Origin of the sequence: Marinobacter sp. MDS2, assembly GCF_030718085.1 — a bacterium.
Taxonomy (GTDB): domain Bacteria; phylum Pseudomonadota; class Gammaproteobacteria; order Pseudomonadales; family Oleiphilaceae; genus Marinobacter.
The window spans coordinates 579435-599416 of sequence record NZ_JAVAJF010000001.1; the positions used below are offsets into that span (position 1 = coordinate 579435).

Here is a 19982-nt window from a genome sequence, read left to right on the forward strand (position 1 = left end):
GTTAGCCCTCGATCTCGATTCGGGTCAGGTTCTCACGGAGAATCGGACCGTATTCATATTTACCCGGGCACACAAAGGTGCACAGTGAGAGATCTTCTTCGTCCAGCTCCAGAGCGCCCAGTTTCTGAGCCACTTCAGTATCACCAACAATCAGTGCACGTAGCAGCTGGGTTGGCAGGATATCCAGTGGCATCACTTGCTCATAGGCACCGACAGGAACCATCGCCCGCTCACTACCATTGGTGGTCGTAGTGAAATCGAAGCGCTTGCCACCCATCAGTTTGGACAAGTAGATGTTCAGTACCGAGAACTTGTTGGCGCCAGGCGTCAACCAGCCCATGAAGTGGCGCTTGTAGCCCTCTTCCAGAACCGACACCTGATTGGCAAACCGGCCCAGGTAGGCACAGGGGCCGTCACCGCGACGCCCACCAAAGACAGAGCCGGAGATCGCACGGATCTCGCAATCGGTTGCGACTTCACCGTCCAGAAGCTCAGGCAAGCTGGCACCCAAGCGGGTACGAACGAGACGAGGCTTCAGCGCCTTCGGGCCGCCAATAGCCACAATGCGCTCAACCGGCACTTCACCGGTTTCGAACAGTTGGGCGATATCGATCACGTCTTGGTAATTGATCGTCCAGACGGTCTTGTTGGCAGAAACCGGATCCAGATGATGGATATGGGTGCCCACATTGCCGGCAGGATGCACACCATCAAACTGATGTACTTCGATGTTGTCGGCTTTGGGTACAGACACGTTCGTGCCTGGCTTGCCGGTTACAAACACCTTGCCGTTAGTGAGACGGGAGATAATGGTCAGCCCTTTCTCGAAAGCCTGACTGTTCTCACCGATGATCACCGCAGGGTCCGCCGCTAGCGGATTGGTGTCCATCACTGACACAAAAATGGAGTTCGGAGCAGAGTCGATAGCCGGAACTTTGCTGTACGGACGTGTGCGGAACGCTGTCCACAAACCGGATTCAACAAGGTTGTCGACTACTTGCTGGCGTTCCAGGCCGGCGAGATCCGAGTCGTTGTAGCGGGCATAGGTTTCGGCCTCGTCACCATCGATTTCGATGACAACAGACTGAAATACCCGACGCTCACCGCGATTAACTTCTTTCACCACACCGGCAGCCGGTGAAGTGTAACGAACGCCTTCGGTCTTCTTATCCGTGAACAGCAGCGTACCGCGCTTAACACGGTCCCCTTCTTTCACAGCCATAGTCGGCTTCATGCCGTGATAGTCAAAGCCAATAAGCGCCACGTGGCGAATCGGCTTGCCATCGGTAATGGTCTGTTCGGGAGCGCCGCTGATGGGAAGATCCAGGCCTTTTTTGATCTTGATCATTAGCCTCATCCAGTCATCAGAAACTATTCTGTGGATTCTTAAACGTCCAACTCCTGCGCAACGTACCGTGGAGCCAGACACACCCAAAATCGCGCCAATTATAGAGATTAAGGAAACCTATTTCCACCGGTAACCAAAATGCTTTTGGTGCCAAAACAAACGAAAAAGCCCCGGCAACTCTCGCTGCCGGGGCTTTCGTTTCCGTCTCGATCGAGTTCACCTACGACATTAGTCGCGTGCGCGCTTCGGGAAGATCGGATAATCAACGCCAGCCATCTGGTTAACACAGCGGATAACCTGAGCGCTGTAGCCGAATTCGTTGTCGTACCATACGTACAGAATCAGGCGCTTGCCGTTTGCAATGGTCGCTTGAGCATCTACGACACCCGCGTGGCGGGAACCAACGAAGTCGGTAGAAACCACCTCTGGCGAGTTCACAAAGTCGATCTGCTTTTGCAGCTCAGAATGCAGAGCCATTTCACGCAAATACTCGTTCGCCTTTTCCACGTCTACGTCAGACTTCAGGTTCAGGTTCAGAATCGCCATGGAAACGTTCGGAGTCGGAACACGGATCGCATTACCGCTCAGCTTGCCCTTCAATTCAGGCAGCGCCTTGGCAACAGCTTTAGCGGCACCGGTTTCTGTGATAACCATGTTCAATGCAGCACTGCGGCCACGACGGCTACCCTTGTGGTAGTTATCGATCAGGTTCTGGTCGTTGGTGTAAGAGTGAACGGTTTCAACGTGACCGTCTTCAATGCCGAACTCGTCGTTAATCGCCTTCAACACCGGCGTGATGGCGTTTGTGGTACAAGACGCGGCAGACAGGATCTTATCGTCTTCGGTGATCCAGTCGTTGTTGATGCCGTAAACGATGTTCTTGATATCACCTTTACCCGGCGCAGTCAGGATAACCCGGCTAACACCCTTTGACTTCAGGTGCAGACCAAGGCCGGCTTCGTCACGCCAGATACCCGTGTTATCGACAACGATGGCGTTATCGATACCGTATTCGGTGTAGTCCACCTGATCCGGGCCACCAGAGTAGATAACCTTGATGAAGTTGCCGTTAGCGATCAGAGCAGAGTTTTCTTCGTCAACGGTAATGGAGCCATTGAACGGCCCGTGCACTGAGTCACGACGCAGCAAGCTTGCGCGCTTCTCGAGATCGTTCTCGGCACCGCCCTGACGCACCACAATTGCGCGCAGACGCAGGTTGTTACCACCACCCGCTTTTTCGATCAGGATACGAGCCAGCAGACGGCCGATGCGGCCGAAACCGTAAAGAACCACATCTTTGGTATCACCGTTTGCGTCTTGCTCGGATTGCGCTTCGTACTGACCCACAATCGAACCAATCTCACGCTTCAGAAACTCAACGAGGTCACCGCCCTCTTCCTTGAACTTGACCGCAAGCTTACCGATATCAACGTGAGCACGGCCCAGATTCAGTTTATCCATCTCTTGCAGGATTGGCATGGTGTCGTGCACAGACAACTCACTGTCTTCAACCTGACGCACAAACCGGTGAGCCCGCAGGATGTCGATCACCGACTGATTGATGATCGAACGACCGTAAATAGAAGTAACTACATTGTTTTTACGGTAAAGACGGCCGATCAGCGGAATCATGGCTTCCGCGGTGGACTCTCGTTCAGTCCAGTTGGACAGATGCTGGTTGATCTTGTCGTGACTCACGGTTGGAACCTCGTTTAGCACTGGGGAGTAATTTTGAGGCGCACATTATCCAACTTAACGAGCCTCACGGCAAATGGCTTTGTGTATCCCGTTTGCAAGCAGCAACCATGACACTGTAATCCCTGAGCGATAGAATGTTGCGCTTCCGGTTCCCAGACGCTTCAATTCAGGAGATGGCCAAGCCCATGGCTCAAGGTTCAACCAACACCGTAGCGAACACCACGCTGATTGCACCCGCAGCTCCGGCACAGGCAGCAGACCACCGAAAATGGGGGCAACTGCAGGGTTGCAGTCAAGCTCTCGCCATCTGTGAAAGTGCGCGGAGCCACAAAGGCCTGACTTTAGTCGTGACCCGAAGTACCGACGAGGCCCTCCGGCTTGAGCAAGCGGTTCGGTTTTTTCTTAGCCTGCCACCCGAAGAGGACGGCGCAACCCTCTCTGACGACGGGCTGGAACTGTTATCGCTGCCTGATTGGGAAACCCTGCCCTACGACCTTTTTTCACCCCATCAGGACATCACCTCGCGGCGCATTCGCACCCTGCACCGCCTGCCCTCAACTGACCACGGCATCTTGATTGTTCCGGCACGTACCTTGATGCACCGGCTGGCACCGCCCAGCTATCTGCAAGGCAACACCCTGCTTCTGAAAACCGGTCAGACTCTGAACATCGATAACTGGCGCATGCAGCTGGAAGCTGCTGGCTACCACCACGCGGAAAACGTATACGAACACGGCGAATACGCGGTTCGGGGCGCCATTCTCGACATTTACCCAATGGGCTCCAACCTGCCCTACCGGATTGATCTGTTCGACGATGAAATCGAAACTCTGAGAACTTTCGATCCCGAAACACAGCGTTCCATCGATCGCATCGAGCAGATCGAACTGCTACCCGCTCACGAATTCCCGTGGCACAAAGAAGCTCGATCAGGATTTCGCAGCCGCTGGTTTGAGCATTTCCCTCACTCGGACAAAGACTCACCGGTTTACCAGGATGTGAGCAACGGCATTACGCCACCTGGTATCGAATACTATTTACCACTGTTCTTTGAGCAAACCGCGACACTCTTTGATTATCTGCCCGCGTCCACCCTGGTATTTACAGAAGATGGCTTGAACGATGCCGTCCAGGCATTCGACAGCGAAACCCGCGCACGCCATGAAGACCGCCGACACGATCGCCTGCGCCCGATCTTGCCGCCCTCCGAGCTTTTTCTGCTGCAAGAAGAGGTATTCAGACAATTAAAACGTTATCCCCGTGTGACCTGTAGCACGGAACCGACCGCCGGCGCCGGGTCCGCTAATTGCGCGGCCGATGCCCTGCCCGACATTGCAATGGACGGCCGTGCCGCCGATCCGGCCGGGCGACTCAAACGTTTTCTCAACGACTTCCCCGGTCGCGTACTCATCTGCGCCGAATCCTCAGGACGCCGGGAAGCACTGATCGAAAACCTCGAGAGCCAAAAGCTAAAGCTGAGCACCGTGGCCAATTGGCAGGAGTTTCTCGACAAAAACGATGCCGACCTGGCGATCACTATCGCGCCCATGGAACAAGGCATGGTGTTGCCGGAGCAGAATCTGGCCCTGATCACTGAAACCGCGCTTTTCGGAGAACGCGTTCTGCAACGCCGACGCCGTGAAAAACCAACCGAGGTGGATGATGCTGGTTACCGCGATCTTTCCGAGCTCCGAATCGGATCGCCGGTGGTTCACATTGACCATGGCGTGGGCCGCTACAAAGGGCTCGAAACCATCAGCGCCGGCGGCGAATCCAATGAATTCCTGACGCTGGAATACGCAGGCGGCTCAAAATTGTATGTTCCGGTATCCAGCCTGCACCTGATTTCGCGCTACGCAGGCGCTGACGAAGAACACGCCCCCCTGCACAAACTTGGCACCGAACGCTGGAGCAACGCCAAACAAAAAGCACTGGAAAAGATCCGGGACACCGCAGCCGAGTTGCTGGATGTGTACGCTCGCCGCGAGGCCAGAAAAGGCTTCCAGTTCGAAGATCCGAAGGAAGCCTATCGCGCCTTTGCCGCGGGGTTCCCGTTTGAAGAAACCCCCGACCAGCAAGTCGCGATTCAGGCCGTCTTTGAAGACATGACCAGCGAGCAGCCGATGGACCGGCTGGTGTGCGGCGATGTCGGCTTTGGCAAGACCGAAGTGGCCATGCGCGCGGCGTTTCTGGCCACCTGGTCCGGCAAGCAAGTCGCGGTCCTGGTGCCAACAACGCTGCTGGCCCAGCAGCACTACGAATCATTCCGGGACCGCTTCTCGGACACGCCGGTTTCCATCGAACTGCTGAGCCGCTTTAGAAGTAGCACCCAAACCAGCAAAGCCATGTCTGCAATAGAAGAAGGCAAAGCGGATATCGTGATCGGCACCCATAAGCTGCTTCAGGGTGACGTGAAGTTCAAAAATCTGGGCCTGGTCATTATTGATGAAGAACACCGGTTTGGCGTTCAGCAAAAAGAAAAGTTGAAGGCACTACGTGCTGAAGTTGACATGCTTAACCTCACCGCCACGCCAATTCCAAGAACGCTGAACATGGCCATGGGGCACCTGCGTGATCTGTCGATTATCGCCACGCCGCCCGCGCGCCGCCTGTCGGTAAAAACCTTCGTGCGTCAACGGGACGAAGCCATGGTGAAAGAAGCCATTCTTCGGGAAATCCTTCGTGGCGGTCAGGTCTATTTCCTGCACAACGACGTTTCCACCATCGAGAAAACAGCCGAAGATCTTCGCCGGCTCATCCCGGAAGCCCGAGTGGGCGTGGGCCACGGCCAAATGCGGGAGCGCCAGCTGGAACAGGTAATGTCGGATTTCTACCACAAGCGTTTCAACGTTCTGGTGTGCACCACCATCGTTGAAACCGGCATCGACGTACCCAGCGCCAACACCATCATTATTGAACGGGCGGATAAATTCGGCCTCGCCCAGCTGCACCAACTGCGTGGTCGGGTTGGCCGCTCGCACCACCAGGCGTACGCCTACCTGCTGACACCACCGCCCAAGAGCATCTCCGCCGACGCCAAGAAACGACTGGACGCCATTTCAGAAGCCCAGGATCTGGGTGCCGGGTTCATGCTGGCCACTCACGACCTCGAAATTCGAGGCGCGGGCGAATTGCTGGGTGAAGAACAAAGCGGTCAGATCGAAAGCATCGGCTTCACGCTCTACATGCAGTTGTTGGACGAAGCTGTGAAAGCCATTCGCGAAGGCCGCACTCCCAATGCGGAACTGCCCCTGAGCCATGGCACGGAAATGAACCTGCGCATTCCGGCGATTATTCCGGAAGACTACCTGCCCGACGTTCACAATCGCTTGATGCTGTATAAGCGCATTGCCAGCGTAAAAGATGAAGGCGAATTAAAAGAACTTCAGGTAGAAATGATTGATCGCTTCGGATTATTACCGGAGCCCGCCAAAAACCTCGTGCGCCAAACCCAGCTTCGATTGATGGCGGAGGCCCTGGGCATTGATAAAGTGGATGCTGGCAAGGAATGGGTGCGGCTGGAGTTTGGTGCCACCACACCGGTTGATCCTCTGATTCTGGTTAAAAAAGTGCAATCCGCACCCGATGCTTTCCGGCTGGAAGGGGCCAACAGCTTCCGCTTCCGGCTGAATGATGACTCAACCAATGGTAAACTCGACGCCATCTCGGCCATGCTCACCGAGCTTGGCCCTCAAGAAACAAAAGCCAAGGCTTCTTGAACCAACCTGATTCAGCCGGAGTGAGACACTTGCAAGCCACGAAACGCTTTTCTAAACCCTTTATGACAGGCGCCGTCCTGGCTCTTGCATTCACGCTCCTGCCAACAGCGGTTGTTCAGGCTCAGGAATCTCGCAAAGACTTCTACCGAGCGGAGGTCGTGATCCTCCAACGGCTGGTTGACCCAAACGCGGTGGAAGAACAGATGGCGGGCAAGAAAATCGAGCCATCACGTGATGTCGCGAAATCGCTCTGGGTCGAAGACGCCAGCGGGCGCCGCATCTCAGACCTGAAACTTGCCCCACGAAACGAATTACACCTGGGCCGCGCAGCCAGCCGCCTGGAGAACAGCGGCAATTACCGGGTCCTGGCCGCCGCGGGCTGGTACCAGAGCTTTCCGCCCAACTACGACGGCTCCCCCATGAGAGTTGCCATCGGAGATTGGCTGACCGGAGCCCAGCAGAAAGCCGTGGAAGGACACATTGAAATCGACCGGCAGCGTTACCTGCACGTTGGCGTTCACCTGAATCACTGGAAAGAGGGCTCTGCACCGGTGGCCAATGCCCCCGCTGCTGAAACAGCCAGCACTGACGAAGCCTCAGAGCCCGAGGCCACAGGATCAATCGCTGATATGACTACGGACACACAGCAGGCCAGAGTCGAGCCCGTCGCGGCCGAGCTGGTCACCTGGATCAAAGAAACCCGGCGCATGCGGAGTGAGGAAATCCATTTCATAGATTCACCCACTATCGGGGTTCTGGTGTTCTTCAGGAAACTTTAGGCAAACGTTCCAACTCGCCCAAGCTGGCCATTGAGCGCTCCAGAATACGCTTGACGCCCGTCATGCCTTGCTCGATGGCCGCTTCAATCTCATCCATTGTAATGATGTGGTCAGACTTTCCTGCCGCCCAATTCACCACCAAGCCCAAACACACATAACGCATACCCAGTTCTGCGGCCAGAACGGCCTCTGGCATACCCGTCATGCCCACTAGATCACAACCGTCTTGCTCAAGACGACGGATTTCTGCAGCGGTTTCAAGCCTTGGGCCCTGGGTAGCTCCATAAACTCCGAAATCGGAAAATTCGAGTTCCAACGCGTCGGCCGACTCTATTAGAAGTGCCCGCCCGTCCTGATCGTAAGGGTGGGTAAAGTCGATATGGGTTACGTGTTCAAGCTCGTCTTCAAAAAAAGTACTGGCGCGCCCCCAGGTGTAATCAATCAACTGATGGGGAATCACAACGTGGGCCGGGCCCATGGCTGAATGAATCCCACCCACGGCATTGACACCCACAACGGTTCGAACCCCCGCATCGTAAAGCGCTTGCAGATTGGCCCGATAGTTCACCCGGTGCGGCGGTATACGGTGCGGATTGCCATGCCTGGCCAAAAAGACCACGGGCTGTTCGCCCAGCACACCTTTAACAAGTACGTCGGAGGGCTCCCCCCAACGGTTACTGTCCGCCTCTTTGCCAAGTATCTGAAGCTCACTCAGCTGAGTCAGCCCCGTTCCGCCGATAATTCCTACCGGACGATTAGTCGCCATCAGCATCACCTCCGTCGCTTGAATTCGAATCGTCATCGCGGGCATGGGCCTCGCCCTGATTTTCTCTGTAATCCGATTTTTTGCGAGCGGCCTGGTCGTCGCGCTTATCGTCTTTCTCTTTTGCATCCGGATTGCTGACAGACACGCCATCCGGCAAATGCAGGGTTCTTGTCGGGAAGGCAACTTCCGCGTCGTGGCCTTCAATAATATCGCTGATCTTCAGCAGTACATCTTCCTTGATACCGTGATAGCGAACCCAGTCGGTAGTTTTGGTGAAGGTGTAAATCATGATGTCGAGCGTGGAATCATTGAACGCCAGGAAATTCACGATCAAGGTCTGATTGGAATCAATCTCGTCGTGGTTCTTCAACATATCCCGGATTTCATCAACAATCGTTTTCATTGATTGCACATCGGCATAACGAATCCCGATGGTTTCGGATATCCTGCGATTGGTCATACGCGAGGGGTTCTCTACCGCGATCACGGTAAACGTCGCATTGGGTACGTACAGCGGGCGCTTATCAAAGGTACGAATGGTGGTTAAACGCCAACCGATGTGTTCCACCGTCCCTTCAATATTCCGATCAGGAGATCGAATCCAGTCCCCCACCTTGAACGGGCGATCCAGGTGAATAATGAAACCGCCGAAAAAGTTCGCCAGCAAATCCTTGGCGGCAAAGCCAACGGCAATACCACCCACACCACCAAACGCCAGCACACCTGAAATACTAAAACCCAGAGTCTGCAGTGCCGTTAGCACTGCAGTAATAATAATGACCGCGCGAAGCAATTTACTGATGGCATTCACCGTCGTGAAGTCCATGGGCTTGCGCATTTTGACCGGAGAAACCAGAACTTTCTCAACCTGCTTGACCAGACCGAACAAGGCCCAGACGATCACCCACATGAAACCGATCTTCAGCACGGTTTCGTTGGCCGTGAACACTTCGGCGTCAGAGAAATGATGGGCAATTTCTGCCGCCCAATACACCCCTTGCAACCAGATAAACGCCACCAGGGGGCGGCGACAGGCGTGGAGAACCGCATCATCCCAGAGGTTCTTGGTATGACTGAATTTGGTCTCGAGGTATAGAACCACACGGCTAACGATGAAGGCCAAAACGGCCGTAGTAAACACCACCGCAAAAATCAGGATGCCCGCACGCCAACCTTCGGTAAGCATACCGAAGTGTTCAATCCAGTCGTTTACTATGCGCAAGATATTTCCGATCATCCTGTCCCTCTGGGCTCGTCAACTCACTCAATATTCACGTACATACCAACCGGCGCACGCTCGAATAATTCTAACAAATCCCGGTTACGCATCCGCACGCAGCCATGAGACATAGGTACCCCCATCGGCTCCGTATCGGGTGTCCCATGAATGTATATGAAACGGCGAAAGGTATCGACACCCGGCCCGCGATTGCGCTGCCATTCCAGTCCACACAGCCAAAGTATACGAGTCAGGATCCAGTCACGATCGGGATAGGCCGCCGCAAGCTCCGGCGTGTATACCTCGCCTGTGGGCCGTCGGCCGCGAAACACCGCATTCAAAGGCTGACCTTCACCAATGCGCGCTCGCACATAGTGCCTGCCCCTGGGCGTACAACCACTGCCGTCCTGTTCCCCCGCCCCGTTTAAGGCGGTGGAAACCGGGTAACTGGCCAACAGGGAACCGTCATCAGCCAGTACACGAAGCGACTGATCAGCGAGAGAAATATGGATATGCGCCCGTTGGGGCCATGGGGTATTCAAAACGTAAGCTCCCTCGGGCGAAAACCAGAGGGAAGCCTACCTGAGGGCGGGGAGTTCAGGCAACCGTAGTGCCCGCAAGCGAAGGCGGCACTTGCAGTTTATCAGGGGCCTTCATGCCTTCGGCCAGGAACGGCACCAAACGAGCGGCAATTTCCTGAACCGAAGCCTGCACGCCCAGCTTGTTGTCGAGAATATCGATCAGGGCATCACTACTGGACATGGTGAACGCGGTCGCCCCTAACATGAACTGTATGCGCCAATAACGATCTACAGCCGATAACTCGGGAGTGGCCTCCTTCAGCAATCGCATGAAACGACTGAATGGCTGCCCGTATTCCTGCTCCAGAAACTTGCGCAAGTGCCCTTGGGATTGGGTGTAGGCAAGGCCCAGCAAACGCATGAAAATCGAGATGCCCTTTTCATTGCGCTGGGGCATACGGATGGCGCTTTCGGTCAGCACCCACAGTGTCTGGTTCAAAGTTGGCGGATTACCCTGGCACTTCTGCTCCAAATCATCGAACGCGGCTTCCAGTGTCGATGAAAAGGGGGTCAAGAAGCGCGCAAACACCGCATGGATCAGCGCGTTCTTTGAGCCAAAATGGTAATTGACCGCAGCCAGATTTACGTTAGCCTTACTGGTAATCATACGAAGCGAAGTTTCTGCAAAACCACGCTCCGCGAACAGCTCTTCAGCTGCATCGAGAATGCGATCTACGGTATCTGACTGTGCCATTTTATTATCAGAGCCTCTAACAAACGTCTGTTTGAAACATACGTTTGAGAGCTAATAATGTCAAGCTCGAGCCTCTGGCACCGCAGCGGCCTCTTGCCACCCCCGATCTATCGCCGCCTGGTTGCCATCGAAAAACGCTTGTTGGATTTTGTTGTACGCTCTTTCCGCTTCCAGCATAAAGATCAAGTAGAGCCTGATATGTTCCCGCTTGCTGAGGTATCGGGGAAGAACCCGCTGCTCCGATAGCCGGATCATGTCGCTGAAGCGGCCATGGCGCAAGGTTGCGTTGTACCGGGCCATTCTCGCACATTGCCAAACCAGCCCGTCGGCTCCTTCAAGATGGGCAACGTGCTTACGTGCATCGCTCAACATACGCTGGCGGCGCAGGATCAAATCCAGATAAGACGGCTTGTTGGTGTAGATGCGCCGAATAAACGGCACGCCTAAAAGAAGGATGAACACACACACCCCGAAGCCGCCCCCTGCAACCCAGGCCGGCACCATGCCTGTCAGCCCGCTGAGAAAAACCGAGGCGGCGACTATGGCAGATAACAACCACAAATCGCGGCTCCGCCGAGCCTGTGCCACGGAGTAGTTATCAGGCCACTCGGACATCGACAGTAACTCGAAATCCATCAAGAGTACTCGGTCACATTGTCGCAACATCAACCTGAGATCTTTCAGTTCAGATTGCGCCTGGCGGGCCTCGTCGTCCTGCAAGCCGGGCTCGTCTTCAGCGCCTGCACTGGTCTCGGCGGACGGGCCGTCACCGTCTGCCTCCGTGCTTTCCGCTTGCTCTGCATCCACGGCTTCGCTGCGTTCCTGCTGAGACGTTTCCACAGGATCAGCAGGCCTGCCTGCGCGAAGCTGAGCGGGCGGTGAATCCACACCCGCAGTCATGGTTGTTGTGGCATTTTCCGCCATGAGGCTCCCACTGTTCTATGCGTTGGTTAGATTGGTTATCGGCCACAAGAGCGACAACTTGAGCAGCGCCCTATCCCGCGCCACTTCTTGGCAACCGTCAGCGCCACCGGTATGCTTTCCCCATTCATCGCACTTCAGGAGACGGTTTATGTTTACCGGTATCGTTCAGGGCATTGCCAAAGTAGTCGAAATCCATACAGCACCGGGCCTGAACACCCTCGTTATCGAGCTTCCTGAAGACAAAGTTGAAGGGGTAACCATTGGCGCGTCCGTTGCCATTAACGGCACGTGTATGACGGTAACCCGGCAGGAAGGCCAGCAGCTCTATTTCGATGCGATGCAAGAAACTCTGCGGCTAACGACCCTCGGGGCACTTAATATCGGAGACGAGGTGAACTTCGAGCGGGCGGCACGGATTGGCGATGAAATTGGCGGGCACTTGTTGAGCGGGCATGTCCACACCACCGCTCAACTCGCAGACATCATCCGCACCGAAAACAACGTCACCCTATGGTTCGAAGTGCCAGAAAACTGGATGAAGTACATTTTTCCGAAAGGCTTTATTGCGATCAACGGCGCCAGCCTGACCATAGGCGAAGTCGAAGCCAACCGCTTCAACGTCCACTTAATTCCTGAAACGCTCCGTGCGACAACGTTCGGCACCATTGAGCAGGGTCAAGTGGTGAATATTGAGGTGGATAGCCAGACACAAACCATCGTCGATACCCTGGCGCGCATGGGTTACGACCGCCCTGCTACGGCGGTTTAATCCCGGCCGCTACAGCGCAGCTTCAAACACCACAAAACGCGGGCTTGCTGCCCGCTGCTCTACGGTTCGGAAATAACGTTTCAGCGTGCGGTGATAACCCAGGTGCCGATTACCGACCATTAAAACCCGCCCATCGGCCGCAAGATGTTCTGCAGCCTCTTCAAATAGCCTTAAGGCAATGTGATCACCCACCACGCCCCCCTCGTGAAAAGGCGGGTTCAGCAAAATCAGCTGATACTTGCCGCTGTCCTTCGGCACACCGTCGGTGTGGTGCAATTGCGCTCGTTCCGAATAGCCACAATGGTTCAGGTTATGCCGCACACTGGCAACCGCCTGACTGGAGACATCGCTAAATTCAAGGGAAATATCGGCCCGGCAAGCCAGTGCGGTGAGCCCCAGAACGCCGTTACCGCACGCAAGATCAAGCACCCGGGCTTCGGGCTTGAGTGCCTGTACCGCCGGCCCGACCAATGGCAACAGCTCGCGGGTACCAATATCCAGGCGCTCCCGTGAAAACACCGCAGGCATGGCTTCTACTCGGGCCGGCACACCGGGTTGCTGATATCCTTTCCAGATGGCAGGCCAGCCCTCCAGACGCTCGCTGCCACGACGACAAACCACAACCCGGGCCTTTTTCCTGGCCGGTAGTACCGCCTCGGTAGTCACCGCTGCTGAAAACACATCCACACTGCGTTCTGGCAGGTGCTTAATCATACCGCCCGCCAGCAAAAGGCCGTTTTCTGACAATTGACCATTCAACCAACGCAGCAACCACGCCAAATACTCTGCCTGTCTGGGGATCCGCATTACAACGAGATCAAACGGCCCTTCTGGCGCATTGAGCCAACTGGTCGGATCGGATGCGGAGGGCACGTTCGAATTCCGGCGTGCATTATCCCTTAGCGCTTGGTTCAATGCAGCGCTATCAGAAACTGAAACCGGCTCATAATCCGCCAAGCCGAGAGTCAAGGCACCAAAGGCATCGTCAATCACAAGAACACGATGGTCCGGGCTCACCCGCTTCAGCGCTTCGTCTAAAAGCAGCTCGTCGGCAGCATCCCATGCCCTCAAGCGAGAGGCCTCACTACCGGGCCGTTTCAACGCCAGACACCGGTCGGCAATTTCAAGCACTTCACTGGTCATGTCAGGGATCCGATCACTTAATTCTGATAAATACCGTTTTTAGGCTGTTTACTCTAGAAAAAACACCTAAATTAGCCTTGTTCACGCCGAAAACCCCTTTCGGTCAGACGTTCGGCGCCCTGCCGATTGACCGATCGTTTTCTGCACATGCTTTTTTACCCCTCCCCAGGGGTTTTTTTATGCCTGAAATTCAGCGTGGCATGCGTTGGAAGGCGCGATACACCGTAAATCGCTTATCTTGTGCAAGAGTTTGCACGGGCCCGATGAACTGCTGCATCAACGATTCATAGGGCAAGAAGCTGTTCGCCACCAAACGTAGCTCACCACCCGGCACTAAATGCCGCGCCACTTGCCGAATAAACTGTTCGGTCATGGAGGTGTCGGTTTTCACCCCGGAATGAAACGGCGGGTTCGTCACGACAGCCTGCCAGCGGCCCTTCAAGCCTGCCAGCCCATCTTCTGCGAATATCTCGCCAGACGCTCCCGCCTTCTCGTATGTGGCTCTGGCGCAGGCTACCGCTTGTGCTTGTACATCCACTCCATCAACCACACCCGGCTCACCCCCCGCAGCACGTCGATGGCCCTGCAGCCAACTACCAATAACGCCGGCACCACAAGCAAAATCCAGCACTTTTTCGCCTGACAATGGCTTCTCTGCAAGGTTTTCAAGCAGTAGCCGCGTGCCTCCATCCAGCTCCCCTTCGCTGAAGACACCCGGCAAACCGGCTACAGACACTTCAACGCCGGCGCAGTTGATCGGTGTCCATTCCAGATAGTCTTCCAAAACAAACGCGTCATTGGGCTGACTATTGGTTCCACTCCAAACCTGACAGTGCCGGGCACTGTCTATTTTCATACCGTCTGGAACCGCTTGAAGAAATTGCTTGGAACCGCCGGCGATGCCCTCTTTTTTCTCACCAATCAGCACAAGGTTTGCATCCTGACGCCCAAGAAATTGCGCCATTGCTAACCGCAGCGTGAGCTCGGCACGGGCTTTGGGCAAAAACACAATCACCGTGTCAAATGCACCGGCGGACAGCCCCTCGGTGTCATAACCAAAACACTGTTGCCATTTTGTGTGGGGTGCCATCGATTTGTAGACACCCGCGTGCTCTGTCATCGCCAGCCCTGCGGAGGGGCACTGCAGCAACAGGCCGGGGTCAGAAAGCCCCAATATGGCCAGGCGACCGTCCAATAACTGGGCATTTCGGAGGAGAACTTCGTGGGTATTCGGTAATGAAGACATGGCAAGCCGGCCTGAAGGTGATGCTGAAAGGCACGTATGCTAACCGGAAAAAAGCCCTGAGTCTGCCTTCAAAGCATCATCAGGGCCTTAACCACACGTCTAATGCCGGCTCTTACTCGCCAGGCTGCTGGTGCAGGGTGCTTTGCGCCAGATCCAGCAACTCACGCAGCGCCACCGAGAACATGGCGTATTCAGGCTCCCTCACGCCCTTCAGCTCCGCCAGCATGGTGTTCCAGCGGTCGATCATATTCTGGTTTTTCTCTTCCCATGCCTGCACACACTCGGGCACTTTCTCAGCCTTGCCGGCGAGCTGGAGCACCCCGGTGGTCAATGCCCGTTGCTGCCAGTCGAGGTCTTCCCGGAAGCTTTCCCGCGCCAGAGCTTGCCAGTGCGAGTTCGGCGTAAGAGCCGCAATCGCGTCGGCGAACCAATTCAAATCGAGCCGGTCACCCAGATCGTAATACAGGTTCGCGACCGTTTTGAGCGGCATTTTTGTCGTCTCTTTGGCTTCGATAACACCCAGTGACGAATACAAATGGCCTGTTCCGGAGAGCACCGATGCCAGATCTTTCGGAATCCCCGCCGCGATCAGTTCTGCATTGCGTTTTTCCCAATCTGCCTTGGCTTGTTCACCGAGGTATTCCGGCAGATTCGAGGTGATGGCCCACACGCTATCCGCAAATCGCTCCATGTGGCTCTGAATGTTAAGCTCCGCCCGGCGATTACGCAGCAACCAGCGAACCGAACGGCGCATCAGGCGCATCAGATCCTGCATCAGCTCCAACTGGAGCTTCGCCGATACGTGATAGTCCAAGGCTTCGATTCTGTCCCACCAGTTGTCAATACGGAACACATCCCGGGCAATAATCCACGCCAATGCAATGGTCGCCGCATCTGCGCCGGTCGATTGCTGCAAACGCTCAACAAAGGTAATTCCCATGTGGTTTACCATGTCGTTGGCAATCTGTGTGGCAATGATTTCCCGCCGCAACTGGTGCTCACCCAGCTCTGTCTTGAATTTACTGGTGAGCCCTTTCGGGAAGACCTTGTACATTTCCCCCTCAAGTAGCGGATTATCCGGCAAGCTGCTGTCTATCAGGGTTTGTTTAAGATCGCCCTTCACGTAGGAGATCAGCACCGACAATTCAGGCCGGGTCAAACCTTTGGAGATGAGTTTCCGCTCTGACAACGCCTCGTCGTCCGGCAAGAACTCCAGACTCCGGTTGAGTTTGTCCTCGTTTTCGAACGAGTTCATCAGCCGACGGTATTCTTCCAGTCGAATGAAGGTATCTTCGTTGGCAATGCTGATCGCCTGAGTCTGTCGATAGTTATTTTTCAGGACCAGAGCAGACACATCATCGGTCATGTCTTCCAACATGATATTGCGTTGTTTTTGGGTCAGATCACCCATGGCCACGGCGCGGTTGAGCAAGATCTTCATATTGACCTCGTGGTCGGAGCAATCCACACCACCGGAGTTATCAATGAAGTCGGTGTTCAAACGGCCACCTTTGAGGGCGTAATCAATCCGGCCAAGCTGGGTGAAACCGAGGTTCCCGCCTTCACCGACCACTTTGCAGCGCAGCTCTGCGCCATTAACCCGGACACCGTCGTTGGCCTTGTCGCCAACATCGGCGTGAGTTTCTGACGCGCCTTTCACGTAGGTGCCAATGCCACCCACCCAAAGCAGGTCCACTTCGGCCTTCAAAATGTGGCCAATCAACATATTTGGCGGAACACTGTCTGCCTTGATGCCCAGCAGTTTCTTGATCTCGGGCGTCAGGGAGATGGATTTCGCCGAACGACTGAATACGCCACCGCCCTTGGAAATCAACTTCGAGTCGAAATCTGTCCACGCCGAACGCGGCATCTCAAACAGCCGCTTGCGCTCTTTATACGTTTTTTCGGCATCCGGATTCGGGTCTATGAAAATGTGCATGTGGTTGAATGCGGCCACCAACCGGGCTTTCTCGGAGCACAGCAACCCGTTACCAAACACATCGCCGCCCATGTCGCCGATGCCGATAGCGGTGAACTCATCTTCTGCAGGGTTAATGCCCATTTCCCGGAAGTGTCGTTCCACCGAGACCCAGGCACCGCGAGCGGTAATGCCCATCTTCTTGTGGTCATAACCGTTACTGCCGCCCGAAGCGAAGGCATCGCCCATCCAGAAGCCGTATTCCGCCGCCAGACCGTTGGCAATGTCCGAGAAAGTCGCCGTTCCCTTGTCTGCGGCCACAACCAGGTAGTGGTCGTCTTCATCATGCCGAACTACCTGTTCAGGGGGCTGAATTCCGGCATCTGCCAGATTATCCGTAATATCCAGCAAGCCGCGGATAAAGGTTTTATATGCCTCGATGCCTTCGGCCTGGAAAGCTTCGCGATCAGACGGCGAAGGCAACTGTTTGGCCACGAAGCCGCCTTTGGCGCCAACCGGTACAATCACCGCGTTCTTCACCTGCTGTGCTTTTACCAGCCCGAGAACTTCGGTGCGGTAGTCCTCGTAACGGTCAGACCAACGCAAACCGCCTCGGGCAACCTTGCCGCCTCGCAAGTGCACCCCTTCAACCCTTGGCGAATACACAAAGATCTCGAACATGGGGAGCGGCAAGGGCACATCCGGGATTCGAGTCGGATCGAATTTCAAACTGATGTACGGCTTCGGCTTTCCTTCTGCGTCCGGTTGGAAATAGTTGGTGCGCAGGGTTGCTTGCATCAACTCAAGATAAAGCCTCAGAACCCGGTCTTCACTCAGGTTGTCGACGTTGTCCAAACCGGCGTGGAATTCGATTTCCAGCTTCTGCTGCGCCGCCTCGCACTTTGCAGCACTCTTATAGCGATCCGGGTTGAATCGAACATCAAAGTATTCCAGCAAGGTGTTGGTCAGACCAACATGGTTCACCAAGGTGTTGGAGATGAACGTCTGACTGTTCGAGAAACGAATCTGGCGCATGTAACGGGCGTATGTACGCAACAAGGCAATTTCTCGCCACCCCATATAGGAGGTCAGCATCATGCGGTTGAACGCATCGTTTTCTGCCTCACCATGCCAGACCCGCCGGAACAGCTCTTCGAAAATCGGACGGATACGGTGGATATCCAGTGTCTCGCCGGTATACGCCTGCAAGGTGAAATCATGAATCCACACCGTCTGGCCTGAACGTTCAGTCACCTCAAACGGGTGCTCACCGATAACACGGAAACCCAGATTGTCGAAAATGGGCATCACATCGGATAACGGCAAAGGTTCATCCGGGTAGAAAAGTTTAAAGTGCAGATTGCTTTCAGATTCTTCCAGCGCCCGGTAGAAGCTCATCGCAAGATCTTTCTCGCGAACGGCTGCGACAATGTGCTCCAGATCCACGGCGGCTCGCCTGGGCGAGAACATGGCGACATAGCTGGCCGGAAAACCGCTCGCCCACAACCGGTACAATTCGTTGCCGGACTCCTCTCCGTAGGCCTCGGTCAGTGCCACGTCGAGTCCGTCACGCCACGACTGGGCAAGATCAATCACCTGATCGCGAATCTCGGCTATCGGCAGATCACGGTTTTCAACCTGAGGCACCCGGATGGTGAACTGCACCCGAGCCAGCGGAGACTCGGAAAAGTGGGTCACGAATTCGATGTCGTGGGCATCCAACCGGTCCATCAACACCTGCTCCACTTTCATGCGCAGCTCGGTGTTGTAGATATCCCGCGGGAAGAAAGCCAGGCACGTCACGAACTGCCCATACACGTCTTCACGCATGAACAACTCAATACGACGGCGCTCCTGTATATACAGGATGCTTTTCGCCACTTTCAGCAGCTCATCCGTTTCAATCTGGAACAATTCATCGCGCGGGTACAGCGTCAGAATCTGCACCAGCTCTTTCCCGGCATAATCGCTCGGCATGAAGCCGGAGCCGTCCATGACCGCATCGAATTTACGGCGCAACAGGGGAATTTCATCCGGGCGTTCGTTGTAGACACGGGAGGTATACAAGCCAAGAAAGCGGCGTTCGCCCACCACTTCGCCTTTGCTGTTGAATTTTTTGACGGCAATGTAGTCGGGGTAAGCCGGGCGGTGCACGCGGGAACGCTGGGCCGACTTGGCAAATATAAAGATGTCGTCGGCGCGGGTCATCGCGTCGCGGGTTCGCTGAGGCAACTCGTTCAGCCTTACCTTTTCGGAGCGTTCGTTATTAACGCGGAATATCCCCAGCTCCGAATTGGCAACACGCTGCACCACCATGCCTTTTTTGTCTTTGACGAAATCGTATTCGTCGTAACCCAGAAAGGTGAAATGGTCATCCGCCAGCCAGCTCATAAACGCTTTGGCTTCTTTCTTGTCTTCGGCACTGATGCCCGCCATGGTGCCGTCCAACTCTTTAATAATACCGGCAACCTTGTCTTGCACGATCGGGAAATCTTCTACGGCTATGCGGACTTCGTGCAACACGCTTTGCAGGCTTTGTTCCAGACTGGCGAGATCTTTCGGCGACGTGTGCCGGTCAATTTCCAACACGATAAACGCTTCATAATCGGCGGACGCAGACTTCTTGGCACCGTGAATTTTTTTGAGTTTGCCGGACTTCTCACGTTCGATCTGAAGCACCGAATGCTGGATCGAATGGGTGCCGATTTCATGCTGATTGACCGCCATACGTAGCGAGTCGATCAGGAACGGAATATTCGGATGCAAGATGAAAATGACGGTGTGCGTAGACTGCCATCCGTCACTCTCGAGGTCCGGGTTGAATACCGACACCGGGGTTTCATCGGCTGTACGCTTTTGCAAAAACTGCCAGGCGGCCAAAACGGCACCGTAGGTATCGGAAAATCGTCGGCTTACCAGTTCTTCCAGGGGGATGTGGGCATAATGCAACCGGGCGAACTCGGCAATTTTCTTCGCTTCGCTCTTTGCAATCTTTTGTGCAAAGGCTTCTGACAACTGATCAAAAAACTGCTCTTTGCTGGCGATTGTCAGCGCGTTCATATCCGACCTCAAATGATTTTGTGTGAAAGAAACGTAATCCGCTTATCGTCACATAAGCATAGTCAAACCCTTGATTTTTGCTGGCCCGCCCTCAAAACTTCGGCAACTACTTAGACGC

At 55.0% G+C, this 19982-nt stretch carries 13 protein-coding genes; 3 read left to right on the top strand and 10 right to left on the bottom strand.

Annotated features, from left to right (window positions below; translation table 11 throughout):
• Position 1: 1 nt before the first annotated feature.
• Complete coding sequence (locus tag Q9245_RS02780) at positions 2-1348, bottom strand: Na(+)-translocating NADH-quinone reductase subunit A (RefSeq protein WP_305895729.1); 1347 nt, start codon at positions 1346-1348, stop codon at positions 2-4.
• 228 nt (positions 1349-1576) lie between these two features.
• Positions 1577-3046 carry a glyceraldehyde-3-phosphate dehydrogenase gene (locus Q9245_RS02785; protein ID WP_305895730.1) on the bottom strand — a complete coding sequence of 490 codons (1470 nt, stop codon included), beginning with the start codon at positions 3044-3046 and terminating at the stop codon, positions 1577-1579.
• A 185-nt stretch (positions 3047-3231) separates the two neighbouring features.
• On the opposite strand from Q9245_RS02785, the gene mfd reads away from it, so the two are divergent.
• Entirely contained in the window at positions 3232-6765 is a 3534-nt protein-coding gene (gene mfd, locus Q9245_RS02790; protein WP_305895731.1) for a transcription-repair coupling factor, read from the top strand.
• Between the two features lie 29 nt (positions 6766-6794).
• Positions 6795-7544, top strand: a complete 750-nt coding sequence (locus Q9245_RS02795; protein WP_305895732.1) for a CsiV family protein — start codon at positions 6795-6797, stop codon at positions 7542-7544.
• Here the strand turns inward: Q9245_RS02795 and Q9245_RS02800 are convergent.
• The 5 genes from Q9245_RS02800 to Q9245_RS02820 all read right to left on the bottom strand — a co-directional run bounded on the left by Q9245_RS02800 (position 7531) and on the right by Q9245_RS02820 (position 11728).
• The gene (locus tag Q9245_RS02800) at positions 7531-8310 is read right to left on the bottom strand and encodes an S-methyl-5'-thioinosine phosphorylase (protein WP_305895733.1); all 780 of its coding nucleotides are present in this window, start codon (positions 8308-8310) and stop codon (positions 7531-7533) included. The genes Q9245_RS02795 and Q9245_RS02800 overlap by 14 nt on opposite strands.
• The gene (locus Q9245_RS02805; protein WP_305895734.1) at positions 8300-9547 is read right to left on the bottom strand and encodes a mechanosensitive ion channel family protein; all 1248 of its coding nucleotides are present in this window, start codon (positions 9545-9547) and stop codon (positions 8300-8302) included. Before Q9245_RS02805 ends, Q9245_RS02800 begins: the two co-directional genes overlap by 11 nt.
• A gap of 23 nt (positions 9548-9570) precedes the next feature.
• On the bottom strand, positions 9571-10035 hold the full coding sequence (locus Q9245_RS02810) for a L,D-transpeptidase family protein (protein ID WP_371824801.1): 465 nt from the start codon (positions 10033-10035) through the stop codon (positions 9571-9573).
• A 91-nt stretch (positions 10036-10126) separates the two neighbouring features.
• Positions 10127-10804, bottom strand: coding sequence for a TetR/AcrR family transcriptional regulator (locus Q9245_RS02815; RefSeq protein ID WP_305895736.1), 678 nt, complete (start codon positions 10802-10804; stop codon positions 10127-10129).
• 60 nt (positions 10805-10864) lie between these two features.
• Positions 10865-11728, bottom strand: coding sequence for a hypothetical protein (locus Q9245_RS02820; RefSeq protein ID WP_305895737.1), 864 nt, complete (start codon positions 11726-11728; stop codon positions 10865-10867).
• A gap of 148 nt (positions 11729-11876) precedes the next feature.
• On the opposite strand from Q9245_RS02820, the gene Q9245_RS02825 reads away from it, so the two are divergent.
• Positions 11877-12497, top strand: coding sequence for a riboflavin synthase subunit alpha (locus tag Q9245_RS02825; RefSeq protein WP_305895738.1), 621 nt, complete (start codon positions 11877-11879; stop codon positions 12495-12497).
• Positions 12498-12506: 9 nt separating this feature from the next.
• Here Q9245_RS02825 and Q9245_RS02830 read toward each other — a convergent pair whose 3' ends face one another.
• The 3 genes from Q9245_RS02830 to Q9245_RS02840 all read right to left on the bottom strand — a co-directional run bounded on the left by Q9245_RS02830 (position 12507) and on the right by Q9245_RS02840 (position 19864).
• Positions 12507-13640, bottom strand: coding sequence for a class I SAM-dependent methyltransferase (locus Q9245_RS02830; protein WP_305895739.1), 1134 nt, complete (start codon positions 13638-13640; stop codon positions 12507-12509).
• Positions 13641-13830: 190 nt separating this feature from the next.
• Positions 13831-14886, bottom strand: coding sequence for a class I SAM-dependent methyltransferase (locus tag Q9245_RS02835; protein WP_305895740.1), 1056 nt, complete (start codon positions 14884-14886; stop codon positions 13831-13833).
• Positions 14887-14998: 112 nt separating this feature from the next.
• Positions 14999-19864 carry an NAD-glutamate dehydrogenase gene (locus Q9245_RS02840; protein ID WP_305895741.1) on the bottom strand — a complete coding sequence of 1622 codons (4866 nt, stop codon included), beginning with the start codon at positions 19862-19864 and terminating at the stop codon, positions 14999-15001.
• Positions 19865-19982 lie beyond the last annotated feature (118 nt).